The 12,217-nt window shown below is 59.9% G+C and carries 13 protein-coding genes; 5 read left to right on the forward strand and 8 right to left on the reverse strand.

Annotated features, from left to right (window positions below; genetic code table 11):
* Positions 1-10: 10 nt before the first annotated feature.
* The gene (locus tag KL786_RS07195) at positions 11-466 is read right to left on the reverse strand and encodes a VOC family protein (RefSeq protein WP_032862736.1); all 456 of its coding nucleotides are present in this window, start codon (positions 464-466) and stop codon (positions 11-13) included.
* Positions 467-692: 226 nt separating this feature from the next.
* On the opposite strand from KL786_RS07195, the gene KL786_RS07200 reads away from it, so the two are divergent.
* A complete protein-coding gene (locus KL786_RS07200) occupies positions 693-1,058 on the forward strand; it encodes an antibiotic biosynthesis monooxygenase (protein ID WP_215517159.1) in 366 nt (121 codons plus the stop codon).
* Here the strand turns inward: KL786_RS07200 and KL786_RS07205 are convergent.
* The 3 genes from KL786_RS07205 to ssuD all read right to left on the reverse strand — a co-directional run bounded on the left by KL786_RS07205 (position 1,047) and on the right by ssuD (position 4,563).
* Positions 1,047-2,150 (reverse strand): sigma-54 interaction domain-containing protein, encoded by a 1,104-nt coding sequence (locus KL786_RS07205; protein ID WP_215517160.1) that lies wholly within the window; start codon positions 2,148-2,150, stop codon positions 1,047-1,049. The two genes, KL786_RS07200 and KL786_RS07205, sit on opposite strands and share 12 nt — an antisense overlap.
* A 9-nt stretch (positions 2,151-2,159) precedes the next feature.
* Positions 2,160-3,347, reverse strand: coding sequence for an acyl-CoA dehydrogenase family protein (locus tag KL786_RS07210; RefSeq protein ID WP_032862733.1), 1,188 nt, complete (start codon positions 3,345-3,347; stop codon positions 2,160-2,162).
* 79 nt (positions 3,348-3,426) lie between these two features.
* The gene (ssuD, locus tag KL786_RS07215; protein ID WP_215517161.1) at positions 3,427-4,563 is read right to left on the reverse strand and encodes an FMNH2-dependent alkanesulfonate monooxygenase; all 1,137 of its coding nucleotides are present in this window, start codon (positions 4,561-4,563) and stop codon (positions 3,427-3,429) included.
* Between the two features lie 254 nt (positions 4,564-4,817).
* Between ssuD and KL786_RS07220 the strand changes: the two genes are divergently transcribed.
* The 3 genes from KL786_RS07220 to KL786_RS07230 all read left to right on the forward strand — a co-directional run bounded on the left by KL786_RS07220 (position 4,818) and on the right by KL786_RS07230 (position 8,315).
* Positions 4,818-5,087 (forward strand): hypothetical protein, encoded by a 270-nt coding sequence (locus tag KL786_RS07220; protein ID WP_215517162.1) that lies wholly within the window; start codon positions 4,818-4,820, stop codon positions 5,085-5,087.
* 221 nt (positions 5,088-5,308) lie between these two features.
* On the forward strand, positions 5,309-6,469 hold the full coding sequence (locus KL786_RS07225; protein ID WP_215517163.1) for a cysteine desulfurase family protein: 1,161 nt from the start codon (positions 5,309-5,311) through the stop codon (positions 6,467-6,469).
* Positions 6,470-6,506: 37 nt separating this feature from the next.
* Positions 6,507-8,315, forward strand: a complete 1,809-nt coding sequence (locus tag KL786_RS07230; RefSeq protein ID WP_215517164.1) for an aminopeptidase P family protein — start codon at positions 6,507-6,509, stop codon at positions 8,313-8,315.
* A 45-nt stretch (positions 8,316-8,360) separates the two neighbouring features.
* Here the strand turns inward: KL786_RS07230 and KL786_RS07235 are convergent, their stop codons facing one another.
* Together KL786_RS07235 and KL786_RS07240 are read right to left on the reverse strand one after the other, a co-directional pair.
* Positions 8,361-8,951 carry a 2-hydroxychromene-2-carboxylate isomerase gene (locus KL786_RS07235; protein WP_215517165.1) on the reverse strand — a complete coding sequence of 197 codons (591 nt, stop codon included), beginning with the start codon at positions 8,949-8,951 and terminating at the stop codon, positions 8,361-8,363.
* Between the two features lie 36 nt (positions 8,952-8,987).
* Positions 8,988-9,719: an SDR family oxidoreductase gene (locus KL786_RS07240; RefSeq protein ID WP_065942561.1), complete on the reverse strand. Its 732-nt coding sequence runs from the start codon at positions 9,717-9,719 to the stop codon at positions 8,988-8,990.
* Between the two features lie 91 nt (positions 9,720-9,810).
* Here KL786_RS07240 and KL786_RS07245 point away from each other — a divergent pair, with 91 nt between their 5' ends.
* A complete protein-coding gene (locus tag KL786_RS07245; protein WP_215517166.1) occupies positions 9,811-10,371 on the forward strand; it encodes a TetR/AcrR family transcriptional regulator in 561 nt (186 codons plus the stop codon).
* A gap of 4 nt (positions 10,372-10,375) precedes the next feature.
* On the opposite strand, the gene KL786_RS07250 is transcribed toward KL786_RS07245, so the two are convergent.
* Positions 10,376-10,657 carry a hypothetical protein gene (locus KL786_RS07250; protein ID WP_032862722.1) on the reverse strand — a complete coding sequence of 94 codons (282 nt, stop codon included), beginning with the start codon at positions 10,655-10,657 and terminating at the stop codon, positions 10,376-10,378.
* A gap of 169 nt (positions 10,658-10,826) precedes the next feature.
* A complete protein-coding gene (rhtA, locus tag KL786_RS07255) occupies positions 10,827-11,714 on the reverse strand; it encodes a threonine/homoserine exporter RhtA (protein ID WP_215517167.1) in 888 nt (295 codons plus the stop codon).
* Positions 11,715-12,217: the final 503 nt, after the last annotated feature.

Raw genomic sequence — 12,217 nt, forward strand, 5'->3', positions numbered from 1 at the left:
TGTATAGCGGCTATGGGAACAGATCCTTGGCGCGCTGGCGAATCTGTTCCTCGGTCAACTCCTCTATATGGGTGGCGAGGAACCACACATGCCCGAACGGATCCTTCAAGGTCCCGGAGCGGTCGCCGTAGAACTGATCCTTGGGTTCGGAAATCACCGTGGCACCGGCTGCGATGGCTTGTTTGTACTGCGCGTCCACGTCGGTCACATAAAGGTGCAGGCCAACGCTGGTGGGATGGCTGCCAGGGCTGCCGAAGGCCATTTCGTCGCAGGGCGAGGCCAGCATGATCGGCGAATCGCCAATGCGCAGCTCGGCATGGCCAACCTTACCGTCCGGCATGTCCAGGCGCATGATTTGAATGGCACCGAAGGCTTTTTTATAAAACTCGATCGCTTCAGCCGCCTTATCGATACCCAGGTAGGGCGTGATGCTGTGATAGCCCTCGGGGATGGGTTTGACGCTCATTTCGTTCTCCTTGACGGTTGTACAGGGGGCCGGCTTTTCCGGTCTGTTCACTATAGGCCAGGTCTTTCGTGGCCTCTGGGCAGCCGACGACTGTCATGTTTGGCTTGGCGTGAGCGCTGCCCCCTGAATATTTGCGCAACAGAGGCTTGACCTTGACTTAACTAGAGGTTTTACCCTGCGTGGCATCGGATCGCACGATTGCACCTACACAGAAAGGGGATTGGTCATGCAGGTATCAGCGAAAAGTCATGGTTTTACCCAAATGATCGAGTTTCAGATCGAGCCCCGGCAGCAGTCCGCGCTGGTGTTGGCGCTGTCTGAGCAGACCGAGCGCCTGGCCCAAGGCCATGAGGGGTTTCTGAGCGCCAGTGTGCAGGTCAGCGAAGATGGGCGGCGGGTGCTCAACTACCTGCAGTGGCAGACCCGCGAAGATGGCGATACGGCGTTCAAGTGCCTGGAGCGTGAGGGCGAGGTTTTTTGGACATTGATTCGTGCCCATCAGGCCACGGCCGTGACCTTTGGCTCATTCCAGGTGCTGCGCAGTATCGAGCGCAGCCCGGACAACGCCTTGGCGTGCAACCTATATAGATAGATGCAGCATGCGCTCACCTTGCAGGTTTCCCCCTGGGCGGCGCTTGTTCACCGCCAGTTCACCGATCTTGATCAGGCGCGTGCGTGTGACATTGCGGCTCAGGCCCAGCAGGTTGGCGGTGTGTACCTGGTTGTAGTGGCTGAAGCGGTAGGCGGCGCGTAGCAACGCGTCCTCGACTTTTTCATGCAAGGCGCCGGCCTGTTCATCGAACAGCTTCTGGAAGGCGCGCTCCAGCAAGGCTTCTGCGCTGTTGTCGACATCGTGCGGGCTGTCGTCCTGGCGCTCGATGCGCATGTTCGACAGGCGCAGGTCATCGCGCTCGATCACGCCATTGCGGCAAATCAGCAGGGTGTGATGAATGACGTTTTCCAGTTCACGAATATTGCCCGGCCAGCTGTAACCCTTGAGCTTTTGCTCGGCCTCGGGGCTGATGGTGATGGGGCCGTAGCCCAGGCGCTGGCTGTAGGCATCGATAAAATGCCGGGTCAGGGGCAGGATATCGCCGGGGCGTTCGCGCAAAGGGCTCAGTTCCAGGCTGACCACGTCCAGGCGGTAATACAGGTCTTCACGGAAATGCCCGGCGTTGATGGCTTTTTCCAGTTGTACATTGGTCGCCGCCAGCACCCGCACGTCAATGGGAATGCTCTTGCGTGACCCCAGGCGCACCACTTCGCGCTCTTGCAGGACGCGCAGCAGCTTGACCTGGATGGCCATGGGCAGGTCACCGATCTCATCGAGGAACAAGGTGCCGCCGTCGGCCTCTTCGAACCAGCCGGCCTTGGCGCTGAGGGCGCCGGTGAACGCGCCTTTTTCATGGCCGAACAACTCTGCCTCCACCAGTGATTCGGAAAACGCCCCGCAGTTCACCGCCACGAAGGGCCGGTTGCGTCGGGCGCTGAGGTTGTGGATATGGCGGGCCACCAGCTCTTTACCGGTGCCGGTTTCGCCGATGATCAGCACGCTGGCTTCGCTGGGCGCCACTTGCTGGATATGCGCGAGCAGGGCCTGGGATTTCGGGTCCTCGAAGACTTGCGCGGTGGCGCGAATCGACGTGGCGAGAGCGGGCGAGGGCGGTAGGGTCAAAAGCTGCATGGGCACCTCTTAGGAATAGAACGTTGGCGTCGGCAGGGACTGGTTCAAGGCCCAGTCGCCCAGTTCGTGGAGTTTGTAGTCCACCGGGTCGTGCAGGCTTTGGGTGCGCAGGTTGCGCCAGTGGCGGTCCAGGCGCAGCGAGGCGTGGGTGGAGCGGGCGCCGGTGACTTCAAACAGGCGGCTGCACAACTCCAGGCCGTTGCGGGTGGCGGCGACCTTGGCCGTGGCGATGGCAATCGCCAGTTGCCCGCGCTCGTCTTCACTCAAGGCAGGGCCCTTGGCCCAGGCCTGGTCCAGCAACTCGGCGGCCCGTTGTACCAGCAGGCGCACGCCTTCCAGCGCGACCCAGAATTCGCCGTAGTGGTTGAGCACATAAGGGTCCTGACGCACATCCTGGACGCTGGATTTATGCCAGGGCCGGGTTTCGGCGAGGGTGTAGTTGCGCGCCTCCTCAAACGCGCCTTCGGCAATGCCGAGGAACATATGGGTGAATGTCAGTTGGGCAATCAATGGACGCAGGCAGGCGAACGGCGTACTAAGGGGCCCGGGATCGAGCAACAACTCCGACTCTTCAACCCGGACGCGTTCGAAGCTGGCGCTGCCGCTGTCGGTCTGGCGCTGGCCGATACTGTTCCAATCGTTATGCACGGTAATGCCACTGCGCCCGCTGGGAATGGCGGCGATCAGCAGCTTGCCGCCGGCGCTTTCATCGACTGCCGAGGCGATCAGCATCTGCGAGTCGCTGGCGCCGGAGCAGAAGCTCTTTTTGCCGGAAAATTCACGCCAGCCGCCGAAATCCTTGACCACCGTGCGCGTGTCCAGCGGGTTCAGGGCATTGCCCCAGAACCAGTGCTTGCGGGCGGTTTGTTCGAACCAGGGCTGCCATTGCTCCGGGCGGGAAAACAGGCGCACGGTGGCCAACATCAGATGATGGAAGCCGAAGACGTGGGCGATGGAACTGTCGACCTTGGCGAACTCGCGCACGATCTCCAGGGTTTCGCTCCAGCGCGCACCAAGGCCTCCGTACTGGGTGGGAATGCTCAGGGCCAGCAGGCCACTGTGGCGCAGGGCATCGCGCTCAGCCTTGGGCGTACCGCCGCGCTCGTCACGCTCCACGGCGCTGAGGGCGAACTCGGCGGCCAGCAGCTTGGCGGTCTGCAAGGGGGTTGGCAGGACGCTATGGGGTTTGGCTGTCACGCGGTGCTCCTGAAAAAAATCTAATGCCCGATGCAATCATTGTGGGAGCTGGCTTGCCTGCTCCCACATAAAGTTGATCTCAGCGTTTTGGCAGTACATCGTTGGCAATCATTTCGCCGAACGGCCCGGTGAGGTTGGTGACGCCACGTCCGGCAAGGCTGGCGTAGGGTTCCGGCAGCAACGGAAACACCAGTTCGGCAAAGCGATAGGCTTCTTCCAGGTGTGGGTAGCCGGAAAAAATGAAGCTCTCGATACCGAGGTCGGCGTACTCCTTGATCCGCTCGGCCACTTGCTGCGGGTTGCCCACCAATGCAGTGCCAGCACCTCCGCGCACCAGGCCGACGCCGGCCCACAGGTTGGGGGCGATTTCCAGGTTGTCGCGCCGCCCATCGTGCAGGGCAGCCATGCGGCGCTGGCCTTCGGAGTCAAAGCGCGAGAAGGATTTTTGCGCGGCGGCGATGGTGTCGTCGCTGATGTGCTCGATCAACCTGGCGGCTGCTTTCCAGGCCTCGTCTTCGGTTTCGCGCACAATCACATGCAGGCGGATGCCGAACTTGACGGTACGGCCATGGCGGGCTGCGCGCTCGCGCACATCGGCGAGTTTTTCTGCGACAGCTGCCGGTGGTTCGCCCCAGGTCAGGTACACGTCCACCTGCTCGGCGGCGAGGTCATGGGCGGCATCGGATGAGCCGCCGAAGTACAGCGGCGGGTAGGGCTTCTGGACCGGCGGATAGAGGGCCTTGGCGTTCTGCACCTTCAGGTGTTTGCCTTCAAAGTCGACAGATTCGTCCTGCAATACCCGGCGCCAGATCTTGAGGAACTCATCGGTCACCTCATAACGTTCGCTGTGGTCGAGGAAGCTGCCATCACCGCGGTTTTCATCGGGGTCGCCGCCGGTCACCACATTGATCAGCAGGCGGCCGTTGGACAGGCGGTCGAGGGTGGCGGCCATGCGCGCGGACACGGTGGGCGAGATGATCCCCGGGCGGATTGCCACTAGGTAGCGCAGGCGCTCGGTCAAGGGCACCAGCGCCGAGGCAATGACCCAGGAGTCTTCGCAGGAGCGGCCTGTGGGAATCAGTACGCCGTGGTAGCCGAGGTTGTCGGCGGCCTGGGCCACTTGTTTCAGGTAGTTGAGGGTGACTGGGCGGGCGCCTTGGGTGGTACCGAGGAAATGGCCGTCGCCATGGGTCGGAAGAAACCAGAAAACATCCATGACAAGTCCTTGAGCGGTGTTCAACAGGGAGTGTTGCCGGATCAACAGTTGTATGAGCAACAGTTGCGGCGTTGGGGGACCGTTATAGATCGTCTCTGTTATTCCGTAAACGAACTGATTTCTCTATTTATATATCTTTAGTGAATATGCGGGATTGGCTGATAGCGACTATCACAGCGGATGATTTTTCCCGGCGAAGGGCTGGGAGTAGCCTGTGTTCATTGCCTTGACAGCCCATTCGCAGGACCTTCGCCATGAACCATTCACTCTCTGTTGCCTTGTTGCTGATTGCCTCTTTCCTCGCCGGTTGTGCCGCTCAGCCTGGACCCGAACTGCGCCCGTATACCGCTGAGGAAACCAGGCAGTTGGCGATGGAGGGGCTTAACCGCCGTGGTTTGTCGTTTGACGAATACCAACAGAAGAAAGCCGAACTGGCTGCCCAGCCACAGAAGCCTTTTGGCTTTGATCGCCAGGGTGAAATGAATGCCGAGCGCAGCGTGACGCTGCATGGCCGTCCCAGTTGAAACGATTGGCGGCGTCCCAGGGCCCGAGGTTCCGCGCAGGTACTTCGGGCTTTTTGTTTTCCATCCTTTTCATCGAGCCTGTTAAGCTCAATTTCAGGAGCGTTCCTACGCACTTTTAAATTCTTTAACGGCATCCGATCGGGTTAACCTGACAATCTCTGTACTGGTCGCTGCCCCTGGGACGTTGATCTCGGGAACATGCTCTGCGGGTCTTTAATGTCATGAATAAACGTCCTTTGTATTTCGACTACGCCGCCACCACACCGGTGGATGAGCGGGTCATCCAGGTCATGGTCGAGTGCCTGGGTTTCAACGCCAATTTCGGTAACCCCGCGTCCAGCTCCCACGCGTTTGGCCAACAGGCCCGGCATACGGTCGAGCAGGCGCGTCGGCAGGTAGCGGAGTTGGTCGGTGCCCAGTCCGAGCAGATCGTCTGGACCTCCGGTGCCACCGAGTCCAACAACCTTGCACTCAAGGGCGTAGCCCAGGCGCGAGGCGTGGCCGGCGGTCATATCATCACCAGCCAGATCGAACACAAGGCGACGCTGGACACCGCGCGCCAATTGCAGGACGCCGGGATTGCCGTGACCTACCTGGTGCCGGACGCCGACGGCCTGATCACCGCCGAGGCCGTCAGCCAGGCGTTGCGTGAGGACACGTTCCTAGTGTCGTTGATGCTGGTCAATAATGAGCTGGGTACGCTCAATGACATCCCGGCCATCGGTGCGCGGGTGCGTGAGCATGGCGCGCTGTTGCATGTGGATGCGGCGCAAGGGGCGGGCAAGGTCGAGATTGACCTGGCGCGTTGGCCGGTCGACCTGATGTCGTTTTCAGCGCACAAGCTGTATGGCCCCAAAGGCATCGGCGCGTTGTATGTCGGGCCACGAGCACAGCAGAACGTCACGGCGCAGATCCACGGTGGCGGTCATGAAGGCGGGTTGCGTTCCGGTACCCTGGCGACCCACCAGATCGCGGGCATGGGCAGCGCCTTCGCGTTGGCTGCGCACTCCTTTGCCGAAGAGTCGGCGGGCATTGTCGCCCTGCGCGAGCGTCTGCTTGAGCAAGTGCTGAGCATCCCCGGCGTGCGCCTGAACGGCAGCGCCACCCAGCGCATTCCCCACACCTTGAGCCTGACCTTCGGTGAAGGCGAGTTCAATTCGGCAGCCTTGAGCGCCGGCATTGCCTTTTCGGCAACCTCGGCCTGCAACTCGGCCAGCAATGCGCCTTCCCATGTATTACTGGCCCTGGGGCATGATGCGCGCAGTGCTGGTCGCACCATTCGCTTGAGCCTGGGACGGTTTACCACCGAGCAGGATATCGATCAGGCAGTGCAATTGATCAAGGCCGCGTTGGCCAGTGCACCGGCCTTCTGGGCAGTTTGAAACACATAACAATTATTAGTGGTTAGCAGGAGACAAGATGAGTACGCAGCCTTTGACCCATGGAACGGTTCCCCAGCGCCTGGCGCATACCCGCGAGTTGATGAAGCGGGAGGGCATCGATGCCCTGCTGGTTCCATCCGCCGATCCGCATCTGTCCGAATACTTGCCGGGCTACTGGCAGGGGCGGCAGTGGTTGTCGGGGTTTCATGGGTCGGTAGGCACGTTGATCGTCACGCCTGATTTTGCTGGCGTCTGGGCTGACAGCCGTTACTGGGAGCAGGCGGCCAAGGAGCTCAGCGGTAGCGGCATTGAGTTGGTGAAGCTGCAACCGGGGCAGTCCGGCCCGCTGGAATGGCTGGGCGAACACACCCCGGAAGGTGGGGTAGTGGCGGTGGATGGCGCGGTGATGGCCGTTGCGTCGGCCCGCACCCTGGGCGGCAAGTTGGCGGAGCGTGGTGCTCGCCTGCGTACTGATATCGATCTGTTGAGTGAAGTCTGGACCGACCGTCCGGCGCTGCCAAACCAGCCGATCTACCAGCACCTGCCGCCCCAGGCCACTGTCAGCCGAGGCGAAAAACTCGCTGCGCTGCGTACCAGCCTGAAGGACAAGGGCGCGGATTGGCATTTCATTGCCACCCTGGATGACATCGCCTGGCTGTTCAACCTGCGTGGTGCAGATGTTTCGTTCAACCCGGTGTTTGTGTCATTCGCCCTGATCAACCAGCAGCAGGCAACCCTGTTTGTTGCCCTAGGCAAGGTCGATGCCCCGTTGCGTGAAGTGCTGGAACAGGATGGCGTGACGCTGCGTGACTACAGTGAAGTGGCGGCGGCCCTGGGCGAAGTGCCGGACGGTGCCAGCCTGCAGGTCGACCCGGCGCGCGTGACCGCAGGGTTGCTGGATAACCTGGGCAGTGGCGTCAAGCTTGTGGAAGGCCTCAACCCGACCACGCTGGCCAAGTCCCGCAAAAGCCTGGCGGATGCCGAGCATATTCGCCGGGCGATGGAGCAGGATGGCGCGGCCCTGTGCGAGTTTTTCGCCTGGCTGGACTCGGCCCTGGGGCGCGAGCGCATCACCGAGCTGACGATTGACGAGCACTTGACGGCCGCGCGTACCCGGCGCCCGGATTATGTGTCGCTGAGCTTCAATACCATCGCCGCCTTCAATGGCAATGGCGCGATGCCGCATTACCATGCGACCGAAGAGGAGCATGCGGTGATCGAAGGTGATGGCCTGTTGTTGATTGATTCTGGCGGCCAATACCTGGGCGGCACCACCGATATCACGCGGATGGTGCCAATCGGCACGCCGAGCGAGGAACAAAAACGCGATTGCACCCGTGTGCTCAAGGGGGTGATTGCGCTGTCGCGTGCGCATTTCCCCAAGGGCATTCTCTCGCCCTTGCTGGACGCCATCGCCCGTGCGCCGATCTGGGCCGAAGGTGTGGATTACGGGCATGGCACCGGTCACGGGGTTGGCTACTTCCTCAATGTTCATGAAGGTCCGCAGGTGATTGCCTACCAGGCTGCGGCCGCGCCGCAAACTGCGATGCAGCCGGGAATGATCACCTCCATTGAGCCGGGTACCTACCGCCCGGGGCGTTGGGGGGTGCGTATCGAGAACCTGGTGTTGAACCGCGAGGCGGGCAAGACCGAGTTCGGCGAATTCCTCAAGTTCGAAACCCTGACCCTGTGCCCGATCGATACCCGTTGCCTGGTGCCGTCATTGCTGACGACCGAGGAGCGCCAGTGGTTCAACGACTATCACGTTGAGGTGCGTGAACGCTTGAGCCCGTTGCTCAGTGGCGCAGCGTTGGAGTGGTTGCAGGTGCGTACGGCTGCCATCTAAGGGGCGGCCGCTCGCAGGCGCAGGCTTGCGAGCGGCTTGCAGGTCTTAACTCAAGGCTTCGCGGACAAAATCCAGGCGATCCTGGCCGAAGAACAGCTGTTGACCGACAAACAGGCTAGGCGCACCAAACACGCCACGGGCAATCGCCTCTTCGGTCTTGTGCTTGAGGGTGTCTTTTACTTCCTCATCCTGGGTCAATTCCAGTACCTGGGCAGGGTCGAAGCCGTGTTCGGCCAACACCGCTGCTACCACTGCCGGATCCCCCAGGTTGCGTCCATCCACCCATAGCGCCCTGAACAGGCAGTCGATGAAGTCGATAAAACGCTCTGGCTGACGGAGTTGAATGCCGGTGACGGCGCGCATCAGTGTCAGGGTGTTGATGGGGAAGTGCGGGTTGAACTTGAGGGGGACGTCGTAACGCTTGGCGTAGCGTGCCAGGTCCTGGAGCATGTAGCGGCCCTTGGCTGCAATTGTGATGGGAGAGGCGTTGCCGGTGGCTTTGAAGATGCCGCCCAGGAGTATGGGCTGATACACCAATTGGCTGCCGGTTTCGGCACAGATTCCGGGCAGTTGGGTATAGGCCAGGTAGGTGGTGGGGCTGCCGAGGTCGAAGAAGAATTCCAGGGTTTTGCTCATGTCGGATGCTCGCTGCTTATTGTTATGTAGGCGTGCTTACCAGGTTTCGTTCCAGGGGCGCAGATCCAGCTCGAAGGTCCAGGCATCCCGTGGCTGGCTGTGCAGGTACCAATAGTTGTCGGCAATATGCGCGGGATCAAGGATGCCATCCTGGTCCTTGAGCGCGTACTTGGTTGGGAAGTTGTCGCGGATGAAGTCCGTGTCGATGGCGCCATCCACCACCACATGAGCCACATGGATATTCATCGGGCCAAGCTCGCGCGCCATGCTTTGAGCGAGGGCGCGAATCCCATGTTTGGCCCCGGCGAAGGCAGCGAAGCCAGCGGCGCCGCGTAACCCGGCGGTGGCACCGGTAAACAGGATCGTCCCGCGTCGGCGGGTTGCCATGCGCTTTGCCACTTCCCGGGCATTCAGGAAGCCGGAGAAGCAGGCCATCTCCCATATCTTGAAATACTTGCGTGCGGTTTCTTCCAGAATGCTGCAAGGCACGTTGGCGCCGATGTTGAACACGAAAGCCTCAATCGGACCCAGCTCGCTCTCGATCTGCTCAATCAGCGCGATGACCTCGTCCTCCTTGCGTGCATCGCAGGCAAAACCGTGGGCCTCGCCGCCTGCAGCCTGAATGCTGTCCACCAGGGGTTGCAGTTTGTCGGCACTGCGGCGAGTGACGCAGGCTACATAACCCTCACGGGCAAAGCGCTTGGCGATTGCGCCGCCTGTAGCATCACCTGCGCCGACGACCAGTACGATTTTCTTATTCTCAGTCATGGGGAAGTCCTTTGCTAAACGATCGTTAACTAAACGTACGTTATGCTACGATCTGGCAGGCGTCAAGGCACTGTATTCAGGGGGAGAGGCGATGCGCTATTCAGTCAGTCACAAGCAGCAAACCAGAGACAAGCTCCTGCAAAGCAGTGCGGCCCTGGCTAAAAAAGAAGGGTTTGCCAGTGTTGGCGTGGACGGCTTGATGAAGGCTATTGGCTTGAGCGGGGGGGCGTTCTATAGCCACTTTTCGTCCAAGGATGCGTTGTTCAGTTCAATCGTCGAGCGCGAGTTGAGCCAAAGCCTTGAGCGTCTGGGGGCGGGAGACGTGCAGAGTCGCGAGCGCCTGGGTCGGTGCCTGAAGATTTATTTGAGCATGGCCCACGTGGAGCAGGTGCAAGACGGCTGTGTTTTGCCAAGCATGGGTGCGGATATTGCTCGCGCTGATATAGCCGTACGCCAGCAGGCACAGGAGTGGATTTGTCGATTGCAGGCCAACTGGGCGCGGACTCTGGAGAGTGACAGCCTGGCCTGGGCCATTTTGTCCCAGTGCGTGGGCGCACTGGTGGTGGCCAGAATGATGGTCGACCCGCACGTTCAGGCGCAGGTGCTTTCATCGAGCTATAAAGAGATCAGCCAGAGAATCGCCGAGCAATGACCACTTACTTGCAGAGCACGATCATGCTTCGGCTGGTATAGCCGGCAGGGTTGAGGCCGAAGGGGTAGTCACCCGGCTCTTCACTATTGTCGCCGGACTTGGCGATGACTCTGTAGCCCTTCTTGCCGCACGAGTTGGCTGCGCTGATATAGCACTGGTCCCAGGAGGAGGACAGGCCAGAGCAGTTGATATGCAGCCCTTTTTTTCCGCGTTTGACTTCTGTCTTGGTGGTTGCTGCACACCCTGCAAGGGCGATGACGACAAGCACTATCAAAATTCGCTTCATTACCATCCTTAATAGCCGCGCCGTTGGAATGCCCGATGCTGGCTTTGCTCGCTCTCAAGTGTAGCGTTCGTGGATGTCCTTATTTGAAAAATTCCATGACTGACACCGAGTTACAGTCTAAACATGGCCTAATTGAGCGGCAAATGCCAGAGCTTCGTTAAATCCTGTCTCAATCTGCCGCGACGATTGGCTTCGACTGGCTGCGCATGGTCAGCGTCGCGCCCACGGAGGCCAGGATAATGCAGGCGATAGCCAGCCATTGCGCCAGGGACAGGTATTCCTGGAGGAAAAACAACCCGGAAAGCGCGCCGAATGCGGGCTCGATACTCATCAGGGTGCCGAAGGTACGTGCGGGCAGTCGGGTCAGGGCGACCATCTCCAGGGTATAGGGGAGGGCGGTGGAAAGAATCGCCACGCCGATGGCGATTGGAATCAGTGCGGGTGTCAGCAGGGCGCTACCGGCATGGACGATACCGATAGGCGCGACAAACAGTGCTGCGATCATCACACCGAGGGCGGCTGTCTGGACGCCGTTGTCCGCGCCAGCCTTCTGCCCGAACAGAATATAGAGGGCCCAGCAGATACCCGCGCCCAATGCATAGGCGGCGCCGGTCAAGTCGATGCCTTGGCTGGCTTCGCCAACCGGTATCAATAGCAGCAGGCCGATGATGGCCAAGGCTATCCACAGGAAGTCGACGGCACGCCGCGAAGCATAGATGGCAACCGCCAGCGGGCCGGTGAACTCAAGGGCCACCGCAATCCCCAGGGGTACGGTGCGCAATGACATATAGAAGAGGAAGTTCATGCCGCCAAGCGCCATCCCGTACACGATGACGGTGCGCAGCGACTTGGCGGTGAGTTTTGCACGCCAGGGACGAAGCAACAGCAGCATGATGATGCTGGCGAAAACCAGGCGCAGCGTAGTGGTGCCTTGGGCGCCTACGACAGGGAACATGCTTTTGGCCAGCGAGGCGCCCGACTGGATCGAGGCCATGGCAATGAGCAGCAGGCCGACAGGGAAAAGCGCGGAGCCCAGGCTGCGGGATGAGGTGGTCATTGGGGGTGTTTGTCCAGGGTCATATAAAGGCAGAAGCCGCTATGATGATCAACTGGTTCGGAATGGGCAATATATTGCTCAGTTTTGTGCGTCTTCTATATAGTACGGAGGACTTTTGGGTATATCGATAGAAAAACTAAATTAACGGTTGACGGCGATTTATATCTGTCTATAATTCGCCCCACTTCCGGCGCAGTCGAAACGGAAAACTCCTTGGTAAACAATGAGTTATGCAGATTTCGACAGCAGGTTGCTTCAGTTCATCGAAGCCAAAAGGAAGTTGAAAAAGAGGTGTTGACAGCAGCGTGTAACGCTGTAGAATTCGCCTCCCGCTGACGAGAGATCGAAAGCGCAAGTGGTTGAAGTTGTTAAGGATTCCTTGAAAACTTCTGAAAATAATCACTTGACAGCAAATGAGGCTGCTGTAGAATGCGCGCCTCGGTTGAGACGAAAGATCTTAACCAACCGCTCTTTAACAACTGAATCAAGCAATTCGTGTGGGT

The sequence above is a fragment of the Pseudomonas sp. TAE6080 genome, from assembly GCF_018732265.1.
Taxonomy (GTDB): domain Bacteria; phylum Pseudomonadota; class Gammaproteobacteria; order Pseudomonadales; family Pseudomonadaceae; genus Aquipseudomonas; species Aquipseudomonas brenneri.